General features: G+C 69.4%; 19 protein-coding genes. 16 read left to right on the top strand and 3 right to left on the bottom strand.

Translation table 11 applies throughout. The features are described from left to right. Positions 1 to 36: 36 nt before the first annotated feature. Positions 37 to 816 carry a tryptophan 2,3-dioxygenase gene (locus AC2YHA_RS11685; protein ID WP_487401634.1) on the top strand — a complete coding sequence of 260 codons (780 nt, stop codon included), beginning with the start codon at positions 37 to 39 and terminating at the stop codon, positions 814 to 816. Beyond that, positions 813 to 2,033: a kynureninase gene (gene kynU / locus AC2YHA_RS11680; RefSeq protein ID WP_487401633.1), complete on the top strand. Its 1,221-nt coding sequence runs from the start codon at positions 813 to 815 to the stop codon at positions 2,031 to 2,033. Before AC2YHA_RS11685 ends, kynU begins: the two co-directional genes overlap by 4 nt. On the opposite strand, the gene AC2YHA_RS11675 is transcribed toward kynU, so the two are convergent. Further along, positions 2,030 to 3,784, bottom strand: a complete 1,755-nt coding sequence (locus AC2YHA_RS11675) for a chloride channel protein (RefSeq protein ID WP_487401632.1) — start codon at positions 3,782 to 3,784, stop codon at positions 2,030 to 2,032. The two genes, kynU and AC2YHA_RS11675, sit on opposite strands and share 4 nt — an antisense overlap. Before the next feature lie 76 nt (positions 3,785 to 3,860). On the opposite strand from AC2YHA_RS11675, the gene AC2YHA_RS11670 reads away from it, so the two are divergent. The 14 genes from AC2YHA_RS11670 to AC2YHA_RS11605 all read left to right on the top strand — a co-directional run bounded on the left by AC2YHA_RS11670 (position 3,861) and on the right by AC2YHA_RS11605 (position 20,604). Next, the gene (locus AC2YHA_RS11670) at positions 3,861 to 4,271 is read left to right on the top strand and encodes a MarR family winged helix-turn-helix transcriptional regulator (RefSeq protein ID WP_487401631.1); all 411 of its coding nucleotides are present in this window, start codon (positions 3,861 to 3,863) and stop codon (positions 4,269 to 4,271) included. A 104-nt stretch (positions 4,272 to 4,375) separates the two neighbouring features. Next, positions 4,376 to 4,687: a hypothetical protein gene (locus tag AC2YHA_RS11665; RefSeq protein WP_487401630.1), complete on the top strand. Its 312-nt coding sequence runs from the start codon at positions 4,376 to 4,378 to the stop codon at positions 4,685 to 4,687. Between the two features lie 201 nt (positions 4,688 to 4,888). Next, positions 4,889 to 5,470, top strand: coding sequence for an ANTAR domain-containing response regulator (locus AC2YHA_RS11660; RefSeq protein ID WP_233785091.1), 582 nt, complete (start codon positions 4,889 to 4,891; stop codon positions 5,468 to 5,470). Continuing rightward, complete coding sequence (locus tag AC2YHA_RS11655) at positions 5,467 to 6,672, top strand: CmpA/NrtA family ABC transporter substrate-binding protein (protein ID WP_487401629.1); 1,206 nt, start codon at positions 5,467 to 5,469, stop codon at positions 6,670 to 6,672. The genes AC2YHA_RS11660 and AC2YHA_RS11655 overlap by 4 nt, the downstream gene beginning before the upstream one ends. A 251-nt stretch (positions 6,673 to 6,923) precedes the next feature. After that, the gene (locus AC2YHA_RS11650; protein WP_487401628.1) at positions 6,924 to 8,162 is read left to right on the top strand and encodes a nitrate/nitrite transporter; all 1,239 of its coding nucleotides are present in this window, start codon (positions 6,924 to 6,926) and stop codon (positions 8,160 to 8,162) included. Between the two features lie 11 nt (positions 8,163 to 8,173). Further along, positions 8,174 to 9,379, top strand: a complete 1,206-nt coding sequence (locus AC2YHA_RS11645) for an alginate export family protein (protein WP_487401627.1) — start codon at positions 8,174 to 8,176, stop codon at positions 9,377 to 9,379. A gap of 382 nt (positions 9,380 to 9,761) precedes the next feature. Then, positions 9,762 to 12,275, top strand: coding sequence for a nitrite reductase large subunit NirB (gene nirB / locus AC2YHA_RS11640; RefSeq protein ID WP_487401626.1), 2,514 nt, complete (start codon positions 9,762 to 9,764; stop codon positions 12,273 to 12,275). Further along, a complete protein-coding gene (gene nirD, locus AC2YHA_RS11635) occupies positions 12,272 to 12,610 on the top strand; it encodes a nitrite reductase small subunit NirD (protein WP_487401625.1) in 339 nt (112 codons plus the stop codon). Before nirB ends, nirD begins: the two co-directional genes overlap by 4 nt. 154 nt (positions 12,611 to 12,764) lie before the next feature. Continuing rightward, entirely contained in the window at positions 12,765 to 15,362 is a 2,598-nt protein-coding gene (locus AC2YHA_RS11630; protein WP_487401624.1) for a molybdopterin-dependent oxidoreductase, read from the top strand. Further along, positions 15,355 to 16,146 carry a uroporphyrinogen-III C-methyltransferase gene (cobA, locus tag AC2YHA_RS11625; RefSeq protein WP_233785099.1) on the top strand — a complete coding sequence of 264 codons (792 nt, stop codon included), beginning with the start codon at positions 15,355 to 15,357 and terminating at the stop codon, positions 16,144 to 16,146. Before AC2YHA_RS11630 ends, cobA begins: the two co-directional genes overlap by 8 nt. 60 nt (positions 16,147 to 16,206) lie before the next feature. After that, on the top strand, positions 16,207 to 16,977 hold the full coding sequence (locus tag AC2YHA_RS11620; protein WP_487401623.1) for an MHYT domain-containing protein: 771 nt from the start codon (positions 16,207 to 16,209) through the stop codon (positions 16,975 to 16,977). Beyond that, positions 16,874 to 18,280 (top strand): putative bifunctional diguanylate cyclase/phosphodiesterase, encoded by a 1,407-nt coding sequence (locus AC2YHA_RS11615; protein WP_487401738.1) that lies wholly within the window; start codon positions 16,874 to 16,876, stop codon positions 18,278 to 18,280. Before AC2YHA_RS11620 ends, AC2YHA_RS11615 begins: the two co-directional genes overlap by 104 nt. A 212-nt stretch (positions 18,281 to 18,492) precedes the next feature. Beyond that, on the top strand, positions 18,493 to 20,175 hold the full coding sequence (locus tag AC2YHA_RS11610; RefSeq protein WP_487401622.1) for a M28 family metallopeptidase: 1,683 nt from the start codon (positions 18,493 to 18,495) through the stop codon (positions 20,173 to 20,175). A 78-nt stretch (positions 20,176 to 20,253) separates the two neighbouring features. After that, positions 20,254 to 20,604 carry a GIY-YIG nuclease family protein gene (locus AC2YHA_RS11605; protein ID WP_487401621.1) on the top strand — a complete coding sequence of 117 codons (351 nt, stop codon included), beginning with the start codon at positions 20,254 to 20,256 and terminating at the stop codon, positions 20,602 to 20,604. A 13-nt stretch (positions 20,605 to 20,617) separates the two neighbouring features. Here AC2YHA_RS11605 and AC2YHA_RS11600 read toward each other — a convergent pair whose 3' ends face one another. After that, positions 20,618 to 21,538, bottom strand: coding sequence for a DMT family transporter (locus AC2YHA_RS11600; protein WP_487401737.1), 921 nt, complete (start codon positions 21,536 to 21,538; stop codon positions 20,618 to 20,620). Positions 21,539 to 21,618: 80 nt separating this feature from the next. Continuing rightward, positions 21,619 to 22,620: a threonine aldolase family protein gene (locus AC2YHA_RS11595; RefSeq protein WP_487401620.1), complete on the bottom strand. Its 1,002-nt coding sequence runs from the start codon at positions 22,618 to 22,620 to the stop codon at positions 21,619 to 21,621. Between the last annotated feature and the right edge of the window lie 89 nt (positions 22,621 to 22,709).

Here is a 22,709-nt window from a genome sequence, read left to right as displayed (position 1 = left end):
TCGACAAGCTCGGGGCGAACGGAGTAGGGGAGGCGCATGTCCAACATCACCTACCGCAGCTATCTCCGCCTCCCCGAGCTGCTCGATCTCCAGACGCCGCTCAGCGACGCGCACGACGAGCTGCTGTTCATCTCGATCCACCAGGCGTCGGAGATTTGGCTCAAGCTCTGCCTCCACGAGCTGCGCGCCGCGCGCGAATGCATCGTCGCCGACGATCTCGCCCCGGCCTTCAAGATGATGAGCCGTGTCGCGCGCGTGCAGTCGCAGCTCATCCAGTCGTGGGAGGTGCTCGCGACGATGACCCCGGCCGACTACACAAGGATGCGGGGCAAGCTCGGCACCTCCTCGGGCTTCCAGTCGGACCAGTATCGCCACGTCGAGTTCCTGCTCGGCAACAAGAAGCCCGAGATGGTCGACATCCATGAAGGCGAGCCCGCGGTCGCCGCGGCGCTCCGCGCGGAGCTGGAACGGCCGAGCCTCTACGACGAATCGATCCGCCTGCTCGCCCGCCGCGGCTTCGACGTCCCGACGGAACGCGACTGGACCCAGCCCTATGTCGCCTCAGAGGCGGTCGAGCGCGCCTGGGCCGCGGTCTACGCCGATCCCGACCGTCACTGGGACCTCTACGAGCTCGCCGAGAAGCTGGTCGACCTCGAATATCACGTCCAGCTCTGGCGCTTCGGCCATCTCAAGACCGTCGAGCGGGTGATCGGCTTCAAGACCGGTACCGGCGGCACCGCCGGCGTCGCCTATCTCGCGAACGTGTTGAAGGAAGGCTTCTTCCCCGAACTGCTCAGCGTGCGGACGCGGCTGTGACGCGGGACGAGGCGCGGGCGCTCGACGCCGCCGACCCGCTGCGCCGGCTTCGCGAGCGGTTCGCACTGCCGGAGGGCGTGATCTACCTCGACGGCAACTCGCTCGGCGCGTTGCCCCGGGCGACTCCGGCGCGAATGGCGGAGACGGTCGAGCGCGAATGGGGCGAGGGGCTGATCCGCAGTTGGAACGACGCCGGCTGGATCGATGCGCCGACCCGCGTCGCCGGGAGGATCGCCCCGCTGATCGGCGCGAAGCCGGATGAGGTGGTCGTCGCCGATTCGACCTCCGTCAATCTCTACAAGCTACTGATGGCCGCGCTCGCCGCGCGGCCGGAACGGCGGGTGATCCTGACCGAGCCGGGCAATTTCCCCACCGATCTCTACATGGCGCAGGGCATCGCTGCCGGGGGCCAAGTCGAGATGCGCACGGCTCCACGCGACCGCATCATCGAGGCGATCGACGAGACGGTGGCGGTGGTGATGCTGACCCACGTCCACTACCGCACCGCCGAGATGTTCGACATGGCCGCGGTGACGACGGCGGCCCAAGGGGCGGGCGCGCTGATGCTGTGGGACCTCAGCCACAGCGCCGGCGCGGTACCGGTCGATCTCGGCGCGGCGAACGCCGATCTCGCGGTCGGCTGCGGCTACAAATATCTGAACGGCGGTCCCGGCGCGCCGGCCTTCCTCTACGTCGCCGAGCGGCACCAGGCGCTGCTCACCTCGCCGCTCACCGGCTGGATGGGCCATGCCGCGCCGTTCGCGTTCGGCGATGACTATGCCCCCTGCCCGACGATGCGCCGCTGGCTGTGCGGCACCCCGCCGATCCTCGGGCTGGCGGCGCTGGAAGCGGGCCTTGCGACCTTCGAAGATGTCGACCCCGCAGCCCTTTACGCCAAGGGCCAGGCGCTCGCCGACCTGTTCGTCGCCGAGGTCGAGGCCAAATGCCCCGGTCTGACGCTAGCCTCGCCCCGCGAGCGCACCCAGCGTGGTAGCCATATCTCCTTCGCCCACACCGACGGCTTCCCTGTAATGGCGGCGCTGATCGCGCGCGGCGTGATCGGCGACTTCCGCGCACCCGACCTGCTGCGTTTCGGCTTCACCCCGCTCTACACCAGCTTTGAGGAGGTCTGGCGCGCCGCCGACATCCTCGCCGACCTGCTCGCAAGCGGGGCCTGGGACGACGAACGCTACCGCGCTCGCGGCAAGGTAACTTAGCTCCGCACCCGCTCCAGCTCCGCCCGGCGGCGGACGCTGCGTGCCTTGAGAAGATCGTGGCGGGAGAGGATGCCGACAACGCGCCGATCCTCGCCCTCGACGATCGGGATGCGCCCGACCCCTGTCTCCACCATCAGGTCGGCGACCTCCCCGATCGGTGTGTGGCGGAAGGCGAAGGGCTGCGACGCGTCCGACAGCACGTCGGCGATCGGCGCCTGGAGGTTGCCGCCGTCCACCTGCCAGCGCAGCGCATCGGATCGCGAGGCGAGCCCGATCAGCCGTCCCTCCGCGTCGACCACCGGATAGCTGCGATGCTCGGCCCGCTCGGTGAAGAAGGTCGCCGCATCACGCACCGACATCGCGCCCGGCAAGGTCGCCGGCTCCGGCGTCATGATCTGCTCGGCCTGGAGGAAATCGAGCGGATCGACCGTATATTCCTGCAGGATGTGCCGCCCGCGCCGCGCGATCTTCTCGGTCAGGATCGAGCGGCGCATCACCAGCACGCTCACCGCATAGGCGCCGACCGATGCGGCGATCGTATGCGGCAGCGCGCCGAAATGCCCGGTGAGCTCGACCGCGAACAGCGCGCCGGTTAGCGGCGCCCGCATCGCGCCGCTCATGATCCCGGCCATGCCGATCATCGCCCAGAATCCCGGTGGCCCCGGCAGGAAGCAGCCGACCAGATAGCCGAGCGCCCCGCCCAGGATCAGCAACGGCGCCAGCACGCCGCCCGAGGTGCCCGATCCCAGCGCGATCAGCCACACCAGCGCCTTCACCACCAGCAGCGCCAGCACCACGCGGATCGCCAGCGACCCGTCGAGCAGCGCCTGGATATTGCCGTATCCCGCCCCCAGCACATGCGCGTCAATCAGCCCGCCGATCCCCACCGCCATCGCGCCGATCGCCGGCCACCACATCCAGTGCACCGGCAGCCGGTGGAACGCATCCTCGATTCGATAGAGCAGCGCGGACAGCAGCGACGCCTCCAGCCCCACCAGCGCCCCCAGCCCCAGCGCCGCCGCGCTCCACCACCACGCCTCAGCCTCGACGATCGGGAAGGGGAACAGCGGCCCGACCCCCAGCAGCAGCGGTCGCCAGGCGAGCGCGGCGAGCACCGCCACCACCACCGGCACGAAGCTGCGCGGCTTCCATTCGAACAGCAGCACCTCGACCGCGAGCAGCACCGCCGCCACCGGCGTCGCGAAGATGCCGGTCATCCCCGCCGCCGCGCCCGCGACGAGCAGCGTCTTGCGCTCGGCGGCGCTGAGGCGAAAGCGCTGCGCGAACAGCGATCCGATCGCGCCGCCGGTCATGATGATCGGCCCTTCCGCGCCGAACGGCCCGCCGCTGCCGATCGACACCGCCGACGACAGCGGCTTGAGCAGCGCCACCTTGGGCGACAGCCGGCTCTCGCCATAGAGGATCGCCTCGATCGCCTCGGGAATGCCGTGCCCCCGGATCTTCTCCGACCCGAACCGCGCCATAAGCCCGATGATCAGGCTGCCGATCACCGGGATGACGACGACCAGGACGCCCACCGAACTGTCGGTGATTTCGACCGGCGCGGTCGAAAGGCGCATGAACCAGAACAGGTTGGTCGCCACCGCGATCAGCTTGAGCAGCACCCACGCCCCGAACGCGCCCCCGGTGCCGACGACGATCGCGGCCGCCGCGAGCATCAGCATCCGCCGATCGGCGCTGTGATCGGCGAGATGACGGGGATTGACGGCACGCTCTGCGGACGCGGACATGGCCTCGGACCGGTTTTGAGGGAAGACGCGGGCCAGATATATCGCATCGCGATGTATTTCAATCGATGAGGTGCCGATGACGTCGAGGCGCAAGTTGACCGATGCCGACTACGCGGCGCTTGCCGATTTCCGCCACCTGCTCCGCGAATTCCTCGCGTTCAGCGAAGGGCGCGCCGCGGAGTGGGGCCTGACGCCGCAGCAGCATCAGGCGCTGCTCGCGATTCGCGGAGCGGGGAGCGGGGAGGTGACGATCGGCTACCTCGCCGACCGGCTGATCCTGAAACCGCACAGCGCGACCGGCCTCGTCGACCGGCTCGAGGCGCTGGGGCTGGTCCGCCGCGAAGCCTCTCCCGCCGATCGCCGCCGCGCATTGATCGCGCTGACGCCCAAGGCGCAGGACCTGCTCGAACGCCTCTCCGCGACGCATCGCGAGGAGATCATCCGCCTCAAGCCGATGCTCGCCGGATTCCTCGACCGATTCGGCTAGCTTGCTATTTTAGTTGCATTTTTCTCGAAATCGGAGTATGACAATCACCGAGGCCGCAAGGCCCGAGAAGCCCGTAAAGACACGGCGGCCTCAGGAGAGGTCGCATGAACATTATTTTCGCAGTCATAGAGACACTTGGCCTGATATTGGGCAGCATGGCGGTCGGCGTCGTCCTGTGCGCGCTGCTCTGCGCCATCTTCCGGCGAGTCCATCATCCCGAATGGGGCGCGATCGCGCTGTTCGTCGCCGTCGCCGGGTCTTTCGTGGCTGCGCTTCCGCAGGGCATGTTCCTGCGCCTGACGCTGATCTTCGCTCTCCTTGCCGCTATTCCCTTCGGTCTGGCCGGTCTCTCCTGGCGCAAGCGCTGGCACGAGGAACATCGCGCCACGCCCGGCTTCCCCGAACGCGTCGCCTGACCTTCATTCATAGCTTCCGTCATCCCGGCGAAAGCCGGGATCTCGTGCCGCATCGCGTTTCCGCCTGAGATCCCGGCGTTCAGGGCGCCCATCAAAGTAATACTTTGATGGGACCCTCGCCGGGATGACGATCAGATCGGCCGTTGACCGGCCACCCCCGCTCCATGCATGGGACACACCCGTGCCTGGGAAAGCTCTGCCGTGCGGATCGTGATCGTCGATGATAGCGGCCTGCGTGCGAGCGTGCTCGAGGAGGGGCTGCGCGACGCCGGCTATGACGACATCCATGTCGTGCCGCCGCAGGGCGCCTTCGTCGCCAAGATCGAGCGGATGGCCCCCGACGTCGTGCTGATGGACCTCGGCAGCCCGAGTCGCGACACGCTGGAGGAAATGCTGGCGGTGAGCCGCGCCCTCGCGCGGCCGATCGCCATGTTCGTCGACCAGTCGGACGATGCGATGATCGGCGCCGCGATCGACGCCGGCGTCTCCGCCTATGTCGTCGACGGCCTGCGCAAGGAGCGGGTCAAGCCGATCCTCGACCTCGCCATCCGCCGCTTCAACGCCTTCGCCCGGATGCAGGCCGAGCTCGACGAGGCGCGCACCGCGCTCGCCGACCGCAAGACCATCGATCGCGCCAAGACGATCCTGATGGAGACCCGCGGCCTCGCCGAGCCCGACGCCTATGCGCTGCTGCGCACCACCGCGATGAACCAGAACAAGCGCATCGTCGACGTGGCGGAGGCGCTGATCACCGCGCACAGCCTGCTGGGAGGGCAGCCATGACCCCGCTCGCCATCGCCTTCCTGCCCCTCACCGACAGCGCGCCGATCATCGTCGCCCACGCCAAGGGCTTCGCCGATAAGCACGGCATCGCTCTCACGCTCACGCGCACCACCTCCTGGGCGACGCTCCGCGACCGGCTGGTCTACGGCCAGGTCCAGGCCGCGCACATGCTCGCCCCGCTCGCGATCGCGGTGACATTGGGCCTCAGCCAGCACCGCGCCGCGCTCGCCGCGCCGTTCAAGCTCAACCTCAACGGCAATGCGCTGGTGATGGGCAGCGAGTTCACCGCCGCGCTCGATCCCGATCCCGTCCAGCGCGTCCGCGATCCCGAGGCGACCGCGCACGACTTCGCCAACGCGATTGGCCTCTACCGCCGCAAGCCGGTGATCGGCATCGTCCACCGCTTCTCCAGCCACGCGCTGATGCTGCGCTACTGGCTCGCCTATGCCGGCATCGACCCGGACCGCGACGTCAGCCTGCGCGTGCTGCCGCCCTCGCTGATGGCGGAGGCGCTGCGGCTCGGCGAGATCGACGGCTTCACCGCGGGCGAGCCGTGGAACAGCGTCGCGGTGGCGGAAGGACTGGGCGAGATCATCGCGGTGGGCGTCAACATCTGGCGCCGCGGCGTCGAGAAGGTGCTGGCGACCCGCGCCGACTGGCTGGAGGCGAATCCGGAGACGGTCGACCGCCTGCTCCTCGCGCTCGCCGAGGCGGCGGCGTGGTGCGACGATCCCGCCAATCGCGAGGAGCTCGCCACGCTGCTCGAGCGGCCCGAGCATGTCGGCCAGAGCGCCGAGTTGATCACCGCCGCGCTCGCCGGCCGAATCGTGCTGCACTGCGGCGATGCCCCGGTGGATACGCCCGACTTCATGCTGTTCCACCGCGAGGCGGCGGGCTTCCCGTGGCGCAGCCAGGCGCTGTGGATCTATTCGCAGCTCGTGCGCTGGGGGATGGTGAAGCCGAGCGCCGCGAACGAGCGCCAGGCGGCGGAAGTGTTCCGCTCCGACATCTACCGTCGCGCGCTCGGCGGCGCCGGCCAGCCGATGCCGGGCGCCAGCATGAAGGTGGAAGGCGCCCTCGCCGCGCCGCTGCCGGTCGGCGCCCATCAGGGCGCGCTGACGTTGGGCCCGGACCGCTTCTTCGACGGGGCGGTGTTCGATCCGGCGGATATCGAAGGGTATCTGGCGCGGTTCAGGCGATAAAAAGCCCCTCCCCGTGCCGGGGAGGAGCTTTGCTGCTCCGCAATGAAATTTTTGCACTTGCGAAATGTGACGAAATGAGGAAGCTTTAGCCCTCGGACGCGCGACGCTGCGCGCCGAGACATGCGGAAGGGCCCCAGCGTCGGGCGCACCTCCGCCAACACGAATCAGCAAAGCCGCTGTCCCGCCGCTGCCGATGCGCAGCAGGCTGGGGGCGGCTTTTTTCATGTCCACGCGCAACAAGCGAGGGTTCCATGGCCACGACATTCTGGGACAGTGCGAAGACCGGGAAGAAAAGCGATTTCTGGAAAGCAGGGCACAAGCCCACGCTGATCGCCGCCTTCCTCTATTTCGATCTCGCCTTCATGGTGTGGGTGCTGCTCGGCCCGCTCGCGCCCGAGATCGCCAAGACCCTCCACCTGACCCCCGCCGAGAAGGGGCTGATGGTGGCGACGCCGACGCTCGCCGGCGCGGTGCTGCGGCTGGTCAACGGCCTGCTCGTCGACCGTATCGGCCCCAAGCGCTCCGGCGCGATCAGCCAGCTCATCGTCATCGCCGGCCTGTTCACCGCCTGGCTGCTCGGCGTGAACAGCTTCGCCGGCACGCTGGCGCTCGGCGTGATCCTGGGCTTCGCCGGAGCGAGCTTCGCGATCGCGCTGCCGCTCGCCAGCCGCTGGTATCCGCCCGAGCATCAGGGCAAGGCGATGGGCCTCGCCGGCATGGGCAATTCGGGCACCGTGCTCGCCGCGCTGTTCGCGCCGACGCTGGCCAAGCTGTTCGGCTGGAACGCGGTGCTGGGGCTCGCCTGCATCCCGCTCGCGCTGGTGTTCGCCGCCTATATGATCCTGGCCAAGGACGCCCCCAACGCGCCGCCGGCCAAGCCGATCGCCGCCTATCTCCAGCCGCTGAAGACCGCCGACGCCTGGTGGCTGATGGGCTTCTATTCGGTCACCTTCGGCGGCTTCGTCGGGCTCGCCGCGTCGCTGCCGATCTACTTCACCGACCGCTTCGGCCTCACCACCGTCATGGCCGGCTATGCCACCGCCGCCTGCGTGTTCGCGGGCTCGCTGATCCGCCCGATCGGCGGCGCGCTGGCCGATGCGATCGGTGGGGTGAAGACGCTGACCGTGGTATTCGCCGTCGCCGCGCTCGCCCTCGCCGGCGTCAGCGCCGCCCCTGGCGTCGCCAGCGCGCTGACGACCTTCGTGGTGGCGATGCTCGCGCTGGGGGCGGGGAACGGCGCGGTGTTCCAGCTCGTGCCGCAGCGTTTCCGCGAGGAGATCGGCGTGATGACCGGCCTCGTCGGCATGGCCGGCGGGATCGGCGGCTTCTACCTCGCCTCGTCGCTGGGCTTCGCCAAGCAGTTCGCCGGCAGCTACCAGCCCGGCTTCCTGATCTTCGCCGGCCTTGCGTTGCTCGCGCTCGCGGGACTGACCTGGGTCAAGGGGACATGGCGCGCGACCTGGAGCCTCGGCTCCGCCGCTCGCATCTAAAGGGGGTATCGATGCGGAAGATCGTCGTAACGGCGGCCGCGCTGGCCGCCGCAGGGCCGGCTTATGCGCAGGAAATCACCCTGAAACCGCTCGCCGAGGCGCGGCTGCGCTACGAACAGGTCGATCAGGACGACCTCGCCGACGACAGCGGCGCGCTGACCGCCCGCGTCCGCACCGGCGTCTCCGCCACCAGCGGCGGCTGGAGCGCGCTGGTCGAGGCGCAGGGCACGCTCTCGATCGCCGGCGACCATTATGACGGGCTGCACGGCGCGGCGACGCGGCCGCTGATCAACGATCCGCAGGATATCGCGCTCTACCGCGCGCAGCTCCAATATCGCTCGCCCGCGCTCACCCTCACCGCAGGACGCCAGCGGATCACCCTCGACGACGAGCGCTTCGTCGGCGCCGCGGACTTCCGCCAGAACGGCCAGACCTTCGACGCGGTGCGCGCCGAATGGACCCCGCTCAAGGGCCTCAAGGCCGACCTCAGCTACGCCTGGAGCGTGCGCACCATCTGGGGCATCGACGGCCACGACGCGCGCCAGCAGGCGGTGTCGGGCGACAATGTCTTCGCCAACCTCGGCTACGCGACGCCGCTCGGCACGCTGACCGGCTTCGCCTATCTCGTCGACCAGGACGAGGCCGCGGTGCAGGGCTTCCGCCTATCGAGCCAGACCTATGGCGCCCGCCTCGCCGGCTCGCGTCCGCTGGCGAAGGACGTGAAGCTGTTCTGGCAGGCGAGCTATGCCACCCAGGCCGACTATCACCACAACCCGAACGACTATCGCGCCGACTATTACCTGATCGACGCGGCCCTCGGCATCGGCGGGTGGAAGCTCGGCGGCGGCTACGAGGTGCTGGGTGCCGACAAGGGCGTCGCGCTCACCTCGTTCCAGGCGCCGCTCGGCTCGGTGTTCAAGTTCCAGGGCTGGGCCGACAAGCTGGTGACTACCCCCCCGGACGGCGTGCGCGATCTTTATGGCAACCTCGGCCATAGCTGGAAGGGGCTGGGCCCGTTCACCGCGGTATCGCTCCAGGCCGTCTATCATCATTTCGACAGCGATCGGCTCGTCCGTCATTACGGCGACGAGATCGACCTGCTCGCGAGCGGCAAGCTCGGCAAGACGACGCTGTCGGTGCGCTACGCCGACTATCAGGCCAAACGCTTCGCCGCCGACACCAGCAAGCTGTGGCTGCAAGTGGACTGGGCGCTGTAAAAAGCTCCTCCCCGGCACGGGGAGGGGGACCGCGGGCCGGAGGCCGGTGATGGAGGGGGCCCTCCGCCGAAGATATCGCTTGTGGCGGGGCCCCCTTCACCAAGCCGCTTCGCGTCTTGTCCCCCTCTCCGTGCCGGGGAGGAGCTTGTCCGAATGCTGCGCCGCAAAATTTCCTCTTGAACCTACGCCTCCGAATCAGCATCATGCACGGACTCGGGCAAGGTCGCTCGAACGGGACATAGCTGCCGCTCCCATCGACGGGATCCGGCGGCGCATCGGCCGGCTTCACCGCCGGCCAGGGTGAATTGGCAAGGCCGCCATGCGGGCGCCGGGATTTCCGGCGGCTCGCATGGCGGCCTTTTCGCGTTCTGGAGCTTGGGACATGGACTTTACGGGCGACGGCTGGACGGCGGAGGCAGCGGAGGAATCCGCCGGTGCGCCGGCGCGGCGCGAGCGGCTGGTGGTGGTCGGCAACGGCATGGCCGGCTGCCGTGCGATCGAGGAGCTGCTGGCGCGCGACGCGGACCGCTACCAGGTGACGATCTTCGGCGCCGAGCCGCGCGTCAACTACAACCGCATCATGCTCTCCCCCGTGCTCGCGGGCGAGAAGAGCTTCGACGACATCGTCATCAACGGCCATGACTGGTACCGCGACAACGGCATCGAGCTGATCGCCGGCGATCCCGTCGCGGCAATCGATCGCGTGGGCAGGACCGTCACCTCCCGCGCCGGCCGCACCGTCGCCTACGACAGGCTGCTGATCGCGACCGGCTCCGATCCCTTCATCATCCCGGTGCCGGGCAAGGACCTGCCCGGCGTGATCAGCTTCCGCGACATGAACGACGTCGACGCGATGCTCGCCGCGGCGGACAAGGGCGGCGACGCGGTGGTGATCGGCGGTGGCCTCCTCGGCCTGGAGGCGGCGCATGGCCTCAGCCTTAGGGGCATGAAGGTGACCGTACTCCACCTCATGTCGACCCTGATGGAACGCCAACTCGACGAAGCCGCCGGCTGGTTGCTCAAGTCGGCGCTGGAGGCGCGCGGCCAGACCATCCTCACCGGCGCCGATACCGCCGAGATCGTCGGCACCGACGCGGTCGAGGGCGTGCGGTTGAAGGACGGCCGCACCATCCCGGCGAGCCTGGTGGTGATGGCGGTCGGCATCCGCCCCAACGTCGCGCTCGCCCGCGATTGCGGGCTGGAGGTCGGCCGCGGCATCAAGGTCGACGACCATATGGTCACCTCCGACCCGGCGATCCTCGCGGTCGGCGAATGCGTCGAGCACGACGGGCAGGTCTACGGCTTGGTCGCTCCCCTCTGGGAGATGTGCCGCGCCCTTGCCGACGGGCTGACGGGCAAGCCGACCGGCTACAGGGGCTCGGTCACCTCGACCAAGCTCAAGGTCTCCGGCATCGACGTCTTTTCCGCCGGCGACTTCGCGGGCGGCGACGGCGCCGAGGACATCGTGCTGCGCGACGCCAGCCGCGGCGTCTACAAGCGGGTGGTGGTCAAGGACGACCGCATCGTCGGCGCCGTCCTCTACGGCGACACTGCCGACGGCAGCTGGTATTTCGACCTCTTGAAGAAGCGCGAGGACATCACGGACCTGCGCGACTTCCTCATCTTCGGTCAGGCCTATGCCTCAGGAGGTGGGCAGGCGGACCCTAAGGCGGCCGTTGCGGCGCTCTCGGACGATGCCGAGATCTGCGGCTGCAACGGCGTCAGCAAGGGCCAGGTCGTCGCCTGCATCGAAGCCGGAGCATGCAGTCTCGACGCGGTCCGCGCCGGGTGCAAGGCATCGGCAAGCTGCGGCTCCTGCACCGGCCTCGTCGAAAACCTGCTCGCGATCACCCTCGGCGACGCTGTGGAAGCAGGCCCGAAGACGCTCTGCAAATGCACCAGCTTCGGCCACGACGACGTCCGGCGGGAGATCGTCGCGCAGGACATGAAGTCGATCCCCGAGGTGATGCAGAAGCTGCACTGGTCGACCCCTGACGGCTGCTCGTCGTGCCGCCCGGCGCTCAACTATTACCTGCTCTGCGCCTGGCCCGGCGAGTATCAGGACGATCAGCAGAGCCGCTTCGTCAACGAGCGGATGCACGCCAACATCCAGAAGGACGGCACCTATTCGGTCGTCCCGCGCATGTGGGGCGGCCTCACCAACCCCCGCGAGCTGCGCGCGATCGCCGACGTCGTCGAGAAATACAACGCGCCGATGGTCAAGGTGACGGGTGGCCAGCGCCTCGACATCTTCGGAATCAGGAAGGAGGACCTGCCCGCGGTCTGGGCCGATCTCAATGCCGCCGGCATGGTCTCCGGCCACGCCTACGGCAAGTCGCTGCGCACCGTGAAGACCTGCGTCGGCTCCGAATGGTGCCGCTTCGGCACGCAGGATTCGACCGGGCTGGGGGTGAAGATCGAGCGGATGAGCTGGGGCTCATGGATGCCCCACAAGTTCAAGATCGCGGTGTCCGGCTGCCCCAGGAACTGCGCCGAGGCGACGATCAAGGACTTCGGCGTGGTCTGCGTCGATTCGGGCTACGAGCTCCACGTCGGCGGCAACGGCGGGATCAAGGTCCGCGCCACCGATCTGCTGTGCAAGGTCGCGACCGAGCAGGAGGCGCTCGATTACTGCGCCGCCTTCATCCAGCTCTACCGCGAGGAGGCGCGGTACCTCGAACGAACCGCGCCGTGGATCGAGCGCATCGGCCTCGACTATATCAAGTCGCGCATCGTTGAGGACGACGAGGGCCGCCAGGCGCTCACCGAGCGCTTCCTCCATTCCCAGCGCTTCAGCCAGGACGATCCCTGGGCCGAGCGCGCCGCCGGCCAGGCCCGCGAGCAACACGCGCACATGGCGGCGTTCAAACCCATCCGCGAGGAGGAACTGGCATGATCGGCGAATGGCTCGACATCGGCTGGCTGCACGAGATCCCGCTGCGCGGCGCGCGCACCGTGCCCGTCGACGGCGGCGAGGAGATCGCGGTGTTCCGCACCGGCGACGACAAGGTGTTCGCGCTGGTCAACCGCTGCCCCCACAAGCGCGGTCCGCTTTCGCAGGGGATCATCCACGGCCACAGCGTCGCTTGCCCGCTGCACAACTGGACCATCGCCCTGGCGACCGGCGAGGCGCAGGGGCAGGACAAGGGCTGCACCCCGACGATCCCCGTCAAGATCGACGCCGGCCGCGTCCTCATCTGCCGCACCGGCGCGCTGAAGGCGGCGGCGTGAGGGAAGCCCCCCAGATCCTCCCCGGCACGGGGAGGGGGACCATTCGCGCCAGCGAATGGTGGAGGGGGCCCTCCGCCACCGACTCGCTCGACGAGAGCCCCCTCCACCAAGCCGCTACGCGGCTCGGTCCCCCTCCCCGTGCCGGGGAGGAGCCATGACTACGCCCATCCGCACCACCTGCGCCTATTGCGGCGTCGGCTGCGGCATCCTCGCCACCCCCACCGGCGAGCGTTCGGTCGCGATCAAGGGCGACCCCGATCACCCCGCCAACCACGGCCGCCTCTGCTCCAAGGGCACCCATCTCGGCGAGACGGTCGGTCTCGAGGGCCGCCTGCTCCACCCGATGATCGGCAAGCGCCGCGCGAGCTGGGACAAGGCGCTCGACCTCGTCGCCCGCCGCTTCCGCGCCGCGATCGCCGAGCACGGCCCGAACAGCGTCGCCTTCTACGTCTCGGGCCAGCTGCTGACCGAGGACTATTACGTCGCCAACAAGCTGATGAAGGGCTTCATCGGCACCGCCAACATCGACACCAACTCGCGCCTGTGCATGTCGAGCGCGGTCGCCGGCCATAACCGCGCGTTCGGCGAGGATATCGTGCCGGCGAGCTACGCCGACCTCGACGCCGCCGACCTCGTCGTGCTGGTCGGCTCCAACACCGCCTGGTGCCACCCGATCGTCTACCAGCGCATCCAGGCCGCCCGCGCCGCGCGCGGCACCAGGCTGGTGGTGATCGACCCCCGCCGCACCGAGACCTGCGAGGACGCCGACCTCCACCTCGCCATCCGCCCGGGCAGCGACGTCGCGCTGATGAACGGCCTGCTCGCCCATTGCCGCGCGGAGGGCCTCATCGACGAAGCCTTCCTCGCCGCGAGCGTGACGGTGCCCGACGGTTTCTGGGAAACGATAGGAGAGGGGAGCGATCTGTGGTCGGTCGCGCGCACCTGCGACGTGCCGCCGGCCGACCTCAGGCGCTTCTACGACCTATTCGCGGCGCATCCCCGGACGGTCACGATGTTCAGCCAGGGCATCAACCAGTCGCTGACCGGCACCGACCAGGTCAATGCGATCCTCAACCTCCACCTCGCCACCGGCCGCATCGGCAAGCCGGGCGCCGCGCCTTTCTCGATCACCGGCCAGCCCAACGCGATGGGCGGCCGCGAGGTCGGCGGGCTCGCCTCGACGCTGGCCGCGCACATGGATTTCGCGCCCGAGAACGTCGCCCGCGTCCGCCGCTTCTGGGCCGCGCCGAGCATGGCGACCAAGCCCGGCCTCAAGGCCGTCGACCTGTTCCGCGCGGTGGGGGAAGGCCGGATCAAGGCGCTGTGGATCATGGCGACCAACCCGGCCGTATCGCTCCCCGACGCCGGTCGCGTGCGCGAGGCGCTGGCGGCGTGCCCGTTCGTCGTGGTGTCGGACGTGATCGCCGACACCGACACCAGCGCCCATGCCCATGTCCGCCTCCCCGCCGCCGCCTGGGGCGAGAAGGACGGCACCGTCACCAACTCCGAGCGCCGCGTCAGCCGCCAGCGCCCGCTGTTCCCGCCGCCCGGCGAGGCGAAACCCGACTGGTGGATCGTCAAGGAGGTCGCCCGCCGCATGGGCTGGGGCACCGCCTTCGCCTACGACCGCCCGGCCGAGATCTTCCGCGAGCACGCCCGCCTCTCGGCCTACGGCAACGACGGCCGCCGCCTGTTCAACCTCAAGGGCCACGCCCCGATCGGCAACCAGGCCTATGACGAGATGGCGCCCTTCACCTGGGGCGGTACGCCCTTCGCCGACGGCCGCTTCCCCACGCCCGACGGCCGCGCCCGCCTGATCCCCGTCCGCCAGACCTCGCTGCCGGCCCCGCTCGCGCGCTGGCCGCTGACGCTCAACACCGGCCGCTACCGCGATCACTGGCACACGATGACGCGCACCGGTTTGAGTCCCAAGCTCGCCCGCCACCGCGAGGAGCCGCTGGTCGAGGTCCACCCCGACGATGCCGCCGCGCTCGGCCTGACCGACGGCGGCCTCGCGCGCGTCGCCACTCCGCAAGGGGAAAGCCTGTTCCGCGTGACGCTCAGCACCGGCCAGCGTCGCGGCGAGCTGTTCACCCCGATCCACTGGACCGACCGCCAGTCGACCGGCGGCCGCACTGGCCTCTTGCCGCGCCCGCTCACCGATCCGCATTCGGGCCAGCCCGGCTTCAAGTCGACCCCCGCCTCGATCGCGCCGGTAGCGGTCGACTGGCGCGGCTTCCTGCTTGCCGACGGCGACATCCGTCCGCCCGACTGCCTCTGGGCAACGCGCGTCCGTGTCCCCGGCGGCCTGCTCTATGAGCTGGCCGGCAGCGGCGAGCCCGACCGGCTCGACGCCGTGCTGCCGAAGGGCGAGCGGATCGAGGCGCTCGACAACTCGCGCGGCACCCGCCGGATCGCCGTCCTGCAGGGGGGCAGGCTCGCCGCCGCGCTGTTCGTGACGCGTACCGGCTTGCTCCCTTCCCGCGACTGGCTGATCGCCCAGATCGGCGAGGCGGCTGCCGGCCCCGCCTTGCTCGCCGGCGCACCGCCGGGCGCGGCCCCGGATCGCGGGCCGATCGTGTGCCTGTGCTTCGACGTCGGGCTCAAGACCATCGTCGACGCGATCGTCGGCCAGCGCCTGACCAGCGTCGAGGCGGTCGGCGCGGCGCTGTCGGCGGGCACCAACTGCGGCTCGTGCCGCCCCGCCATCCGCCGTCTGATCGAGGAGGAAAGGACCACCGCCCATGGCTGACGAGGACTTCATGCCCGGCGAGGTCTGGCTGGTCGGCGCCGGTCCCGGCGACCCCGAGCTGCTGACGCGCAAGGCCGAGCGCCTGCTCCGCACCGCCAGCGTGGTGTTCCACGACGCGCTGGTCGGCCCCGGCGTATTGGATCTCATCCCCGCCCATGTCCGTCGCGTCCCTGTCGGCAAGCGCTCGGGCCGTCACTCGCAGGGCCAGGACGCGATCAACCGCCTGCTGGTCGACGCCGCACTGGCCGGCGAGCGCGTCGTCCGCCTGAAGGGCGGCGACCCCGCCATGTTCGGCCGCGCCGCCGAGGAGATGGCGGCGCTCGCCGCATCCGGCATCCGCGCGCGCATCTGCCCCGGCGTCACCGCCGCCAGCGCCGCCGCGGCATCGGCCGGCATCTCGCTGTCGCTGCGCGGCCTCGCCCGCCGCGTCCAGTTCGTCACCGCCCATGCCCGCGCCGGCGAGCCGCTCGATCTCGACTGGCGGGCGCTCGCCGACCCCGGCGCCACCACCGCCTTCTACATGGGCCGCTCGGCCGCGCCCGACATCAGCCGCAACCTGATCGCCGCCGGCCTCGACCCCGCCACGCCGGTGCTGGTCGCCTGCGACGTCAGCCTGCCCCACGAGCGCCGCCTGCGCACCCGCCTCGACCTGCTCCCGCTCGCCGTCCGCGCGCTGGCCGACGACCGCCCGACGCTGATCCTGGTCGGCGAGGCGGTCGCGCAGGCGGACGAAGCGGCGCCCGCCCGTGCCGGCGCAGATACCGGTTTCTTTACGGGGTCGTAACCAGCCAGCGCGCACAGGGTAGGTTGATAGCTCCTCCCGATCGCTTCCAGGCTGAAATCGATGATCAAGGTCGCACTGTGCATCGCCACCGAACATGACCCGTGGCTGGTGGCGCTCGCGGTCGCGATCTGCTGCGCGGGGGCATTCGCGATCGTGCAGATGTGCGAGCGGTCGAGCCATGCGCCGGGCCTCCAGCGCCTCGGCTGGGCCTTCCTCACCGCGATCGCGGCCGGCGCCACCATCTGGTGCACCCATTTCGTCGCGATGCTGGCGTTCGAGGCGGGCGCGCCCGTCACGCTCGATCCGGTGCTGACGATCTCCTCGCTGGTGGTGGCGGTGGCCGGCTCGTTCGCCGCGATCTACCTGGCGACGCGCGAGCGGACCGCGCTCCAGGGCGCGCTCGGCGGTGCGGGGTTCGGGGGCGCCATCTCGGCGATGCACTATACCGGCATGGCCGCCTATCGCGTCGATGGGCTGGTGACATGGGACCTCACCTATGTCGCGGTGTCGATCGTCTGCGCCTCACGTCTTCTCCGCCGCTGCGATGGCGGTGCTCGGATCGGACCGGATCGGCCGCCATCGGCTGGCGATCGCCACCGCATTGATCGTGGTGGCGATCGCGACGCTGCACTTCGTCGCGATGACGGCGATGAGCGTCACCCCCCTCGTCCTGAGCGACACGCCGCTCGACGCTCGCGAGGTGCGCGCGCTCGCCTGGGCGACGGCGATGGTCGGGATGATGGTGATCTCCGCCAGCGTGTTCGCGTGGCTGATCGATCGTCAGACGCGGTCGGATGCGATGCGCAAGCTCACCCATATGGCGCTCAATGACGCGTTGACCGGTCTTCCCAACCGCGTCGCCTTCCAGGCCGAGATCCAGCGCGAGGTCGAGATCGCACGCGCCACCGGCGGCCGGCTCGGGGTGCTCGCGATCGACCTCGACCGGTTCAAGGAGATCAACGACGTCCACGGCCACAAGGCGGGGGACGAGGTGCTCATTCGGCTCGCGGCGCGGCTGCGCGAGGCACTCGGCCCGGGCGACATGGTGGCGCGCCTCGGCGGCGACGAGTTCGTCGCGCTGACCCGCTTCGCCGACCGTGCCCAGCTCACCGCGCTGGCGGACAGGCTCGACGCCACGCTGAAGACGCCGCTGACCGTCGGCCATTTCGAGGCGCGGCTCGGCGCCAGCATCGGCATCGCCATCTATCCCCATGACGGGGACGACGCCGAGATGCTCGCCAACAACGCCGATCTCGCCATGTACCGCGCCAAGAGCGAAGGGGCACCGGCGCCCTGTTATTATGATTCCGAGCTCGACGACGTCATCCGCGACCGCCGCGAGATCGCGAACGACCTGCGCCGCGCGATCGACCGCAACGAGCTCGAGGTCCACTACCAGGTCCAGGCCTCGGTCGCGAGCGGCGAGGTGACCGGCTACGAGGCGCTGCTGCGCTGGACGCATCCGACACGCGGGTCGATCCCGCCGTCGACCTTCATCCCGATCGCCGAGGAGAACGGCTTCATCCTGGCGCTCGGCGAATGGGTGCTGCGGCGCGCCTGCACGGACGCAGCGGCCTGGGACCATCGATCCAAGGTGGCGGTGAACGTCTCGCCGCTCCAGCTCGCCCACGCCAATCTGCCGCGGCTGTTCCACCAGGTGCTGCTCGAGACCGGCCTGCCGCCGCGCCGGCTCGAGATCGAGCTCACCGAGACCGCGATCGTCGCCGATCGCGCGCGGGCGCTCCATGTGCTGCGCCAGATCAAGGCGCTCGGCGTCGGCGTGGCGCTCGACGATTTCGGCACCGGCTATTCCTCGCTCGAGACGCTGCGCGCCTTCCCGTTCGACAAGATCAAGCTCGACCGCTTCTTCGCGGCAGAGCTGGCCGGCAGCCCGCAATCGACCGCGATCCTCCGCGCGGTGCTGGCGCTCGGCAAGAGCCTGTCGATCCCGGTGCTGGCGGAAGGGATCGAGACGCAGGAACAGTTCGAGGTGCTGGCGCACGAGGGCTGCGACGAGGTCCAGGGCTTCCTGCTCGGCCATCCCGGCGTGATGACGGGCGAGAACCCGTCGCCGCTCGCGGAGGCCCTGGAGTCGATCCCGCCTGCGCAGGCCCCGCAGTCGACTGCCGCTTAGGGCGGATCGACATTTGAGGGGATGGCTGACATCCCAACCCTCCTCACCGTCACCCCGGCACAAGGCCGGGGTGACGACTGGAAACCGGGTCACGGAAGATCCGCAACTCAAAACCAACTGCCCCTAGGGGCCTGCGCCACCACTGAATTGCGCAGCCTGCCATGGTGCTGCTAGGCCACTGTGGTCAGACGCTTTTCCCCGAGGGGCCCCCTTTGCGTACGCTTTCCATTCTCCTCGTCGCGTTCGCGGCCGCTACCGGCGCTCTCGCCCAGACCGCTCCGGAACCCGCCCCCGCCACCAAACAGCTTTCAGCCGAGGAGACGGCGCGGCGCAACGCCATCCTCTACGCCGATCTGCCTCCGGCCGAGGCGGCGATGAAGGCGCACGTCATGTTCCTCGCCTCGGACGAGATGCGCGGCCGCGACGCCGGCAGCCCGGAGTTCGACATCGCCGCGCAATATGTCGCCTCGCAATTCTATGCGGCGGGCCTCAAGCCGGCCGGCGACAGCGGCGGCTTCCTCCAGCGGGTGCCGCTGATCAGCGTCAAGCCGGCGGACAAGGGCAGCTTCGTCTGGACGCCGAAGACCGGTCCCGCGGCGACGCTCGAGTTCGGCAAAGACTATATCCCGACCACCAACCCGGCAAAGCTCAATACCTTGGTCGAGGCGCCGATCGCCTTCGCCGGCTACGGTATCGTCGATCCGACGGCCAAGCGCGACGATTATGCCGGCATCGACGTGCGCGGCAAGATCGTGCTCCTGCTGAACGGCGCCCCCGCGAGCTTCCCGCCGGAGCTGCGCGCGCACTTCAGCAGCCCTGCCACCAAGGCGGTGATCGCCGAGGCCAAGGGCGCGGTCGGCGTGATCGGCGTCGACGCCGGCAGCGGCCGCGGCGGCTTCGAGCGCACGGCGAGTTTCTTCGATCGCCCGCGCATCACGTGGGCGCATCCCGACGGCACGGGCTTCAATCCCTCGCCCCGGGCGCCGATGCTGGGCCTGATCAGCCCGGCGTTCGCCCAGCGCCTGTTCGCCAATCGCTGGGCCGAGGTCGCCAAGGGCGCGCAATCGAGCGAGACGCGCTTCAAGCCCTTCCTGCTACCTGGCACGCTCAAGGCCGCGATCAACACCGCGGTCACCCCGCTGCCGAGCTGGAACGTCGCCGGCCTGCTCCCGGGCAGCGATCCGAAGCTTAGGGACGAGGTCGTCGTCTTCTCCGCCCATCTCGACCATGTCGGTGTCGGCCGTGCGGTCGACGGCGACACCATCTACAACGGCGCCGAGGACAATGCCGTCGGCATCGCCGCGCTGATCGAGGAGGCGAAGCGCTTCAAGGACTCGGGCAAGCCGCCGCGCCGCTCGATCCTGTTCCTCGCGGTGACGGCGGAGGAGAAGGGTCTCGTCGGCGCCGACTATTTCGCCCATTATCCGACGGTCGAGAAGGACCGGCTGGTCGCCGACGTCAACCTCGACATGCCGCTGATCACCTACAAGTTCGAGGACGTAATCGCATTCGGCGCCGACCATTCGACCTTGGGCCCACTGGTGCAGCGCGCGGCCCAATCGATGGGCGTCGCGCTCAGCCCCGATCCGATGCCGGACGAGGGCTTCTTCGTCCGCTCCGATCATTACCGCTTCGTGCAGCAGGGCATCCCGAGCGTGTTCCTGTGGCCGGGCTATGCCGGCGGCGGCAAGGCGGCCTATGAGGACTTCCTCGCCAACCGCTACCACAAGCCGCAGGACGAGCCCTGGCACCCGTCGCTCGACTGGGCGCAGGGCGTGCGCTTCGTCGACATCAACTACCGCATCGCCCGCGAGATCGCCGACGCCGACGAGCGCCCGCGGTGGAACAAGGGCGACTTCTTCGGCCTGCTCTATGATGGGTACGGGGCGAAGTAGTCCCGACCGTTCGCCAAACATACATACGTCACCCCGGCCTTGTGCCGGGGTCCACCGGGCGGCACATCATGCCGCCCGATGATCGAGCGAATACCTACCGTCTACATCCTCGCCAACCACTACAACGGCGCAACCTACGTCGGCGTGACCTCCAACCTGCTCGGCCGGATATTGCAGCATCGCGCCGGCACATTCGATGGTCACACCAAGAAATACAGTATCTACCGTCTCGTCTATTTCGAGGTCGCCGACACGATGGAAGCCGCGATCCGCCGAGAGAAACAGCTCAAGCGCTGGCGACGGGAATGGAAGCGCAACCTGATCGAACGGCAGAACCCAATGTGGAACGACCTGGCCGTTGGGTTTGGACTGGAGCCGCTGACGGCAGTTCCCGACGGCACGGTGGACCCCGGCCCAAGGCCGGGGTGACGGTAACGCCGGTCTACCGATTGGGCCGCTTCGCCCTCAGCGCGATCACCAGCCCCACCATCGCCAGCACCGCGCCCGCCGCCGCCAGCACCGACCACCGATACCCCTCGAACAGCGTCGAGATCAGCATCGCGATCACCGGCACCAGCACGCCCGAATAGGCCGCCTTGGCCGGCCCGATCGCCCGGATCACCCCGAAATAGAGCGGAAACGCCAGCGCCGACGCCGCCAGCCCCAAATAGAGCACGCCGCCCCAATAGCTGAAGCGCGTATCGAACGCCGGCGGCCCGCTGGTCGCGAAGGCATAGGCGGCATTGCAGGTCGCACCGATCAGCATCCCCGCCGCCAGCATCGCGAACATCGGATAACGCTTGGCGGTCTCGGTCGCCTGCATCACGTTGGCCACCGATGCCGACATGACCGCCGCCAGCGTGAAGCCGATCCCGGCAAACAGCTCGCCGGTGCCGGCCGCATCGCGTCGCGCCTCGTGCAGGAACAGCAGCGCCACCCCGGCGATCGCGATCCCCGATCCGGCCAGCAGCTGCGCTCCCATCCGTTGTCCCAGGAAGATCCGGCCGAACACCGCATTCGGCACCAGCAGCAGCGCGAACACCACCGCGACCAGCCCCGAGGTGATGTGCATCTCGGCCCGATAGACGAAGTTGAAGTTGAGGCAGAACTGGCTGAGCCCCAGCAGCGCGGCAAAGCCCCAGCCGCGCGCATCGAACGCCAGGCTCTCGCGCTTCCACAGCGCCAGCACGAGCATGGCGATTCCGGCAGTGAGGAAGCGGTAGCACACCGACCAGCTCGTCGGCACGCCGCCGCCGAGCTGCCCGGTGATCACGAACCAGGTCGAGCCCCAGACCAATGTCACGATCCCGAACGGCACCAGCACCGCAAGGCGGGTGGATCGCGGCGGGGCCTCGGGCGGCATCAGCATGGCGCTCTCCTACGCCTGCGGCCTACCGCGGCGAAACCGTTTTTCCTTATCGAATCACAAGCGCCGCTGATGGATCACAGCGCCGAGATCGCCTCGGCGAGCGGCGCGATCGCGGCCTCCCCCTGGTTCCACGAGACGACGAGCCGCGCCTCGCCCGGTCCCCAGTCGTAGAAGTCGAAGCCTTGTCCCCGCAGCGTCGCCGCCTCGTCGGGCGTGAGCCGCACGAACACTTCGTTCGCCTCGACCGGATGCACCAGCCGCTCCCCCGCCGCCTGGCCGAGCAGCGCCGCCCCGGCATTGGCGGTGCGGGCATTGGCGAGCCACAGATCGCCCTCCAGCATCGCGAGCAGCTGCGCGGCGAGATAGCGCCCCTTGGACAGCAGCAGCCCCGCCCGCTTGCGGCGGTAGAGCGTCGCTTCGGCCAGCTCCGGCCGGAACAGGATCAGCGCCTCCGCGCTCATCCCCCCGTTCTTGACGAAGCCGAAGCTCAGCGCGTCGACCCCCGCCTTCCAGGTGAGGTCGGCGGGCGTGCACCCCAGATGCGCGACCGCATTGGCGAACCGCGCCCCGTCGACATGGAAGCCGAGCCCTCGCGCCCTGGCGAGCTCGCCGATCGCAGCGGTCTCGTCGGGCGTATAGGCCAGCCCGTACTCGGTCGCATTGGTGATCGAGATCGCATGCGTCTGCACCTGGTGCACGTCCGGCCGGACGCCGGCGAGCACCCCCTCGACTGCCGCGACGTCGAGCTTCGCACCGGGCCCGTCCGCCAGCAGCAGCTTGGCCCCATGGGTGTAGAAGCCGGGCGCACCGCCCTCGTCGGTGTTGATGTGCGCCTCCCGGTGGCAGACCACCGCTCCATGCGGCGGGCACAAAGCGGCGAGCGCGAGGCAGTTGGCGGCGGTCCCGGTCGGCGCCCATAGCGCCCGCACTTCGGTCCCGAACAGCTCGGAGAAGCGCGCGTCGAGCTGCCGCGACCAGCGATCCCCGTCATAGGCGGTGTCGACCACGTCCGCGGCGGCGATCGCCTCCAGCACCTGCGGACTGACGGGAGCGGCATTGTCGGAGAAGAAGCGCATGAGCGGCCCATGCGGTGGGCACCCTCGCTCGTCAATCATTCCTCGTCATGCCGGACTTGTTCCGGCATCCACCGATCCTCGAACATGGA

The sequence above is a fragment of the Sphingomonas sp. SRI_018 genome, from assembly GCF_057586275.1.
This window is presented reverse-complemented; position numbering and strand designations above follow the sequence as displayed.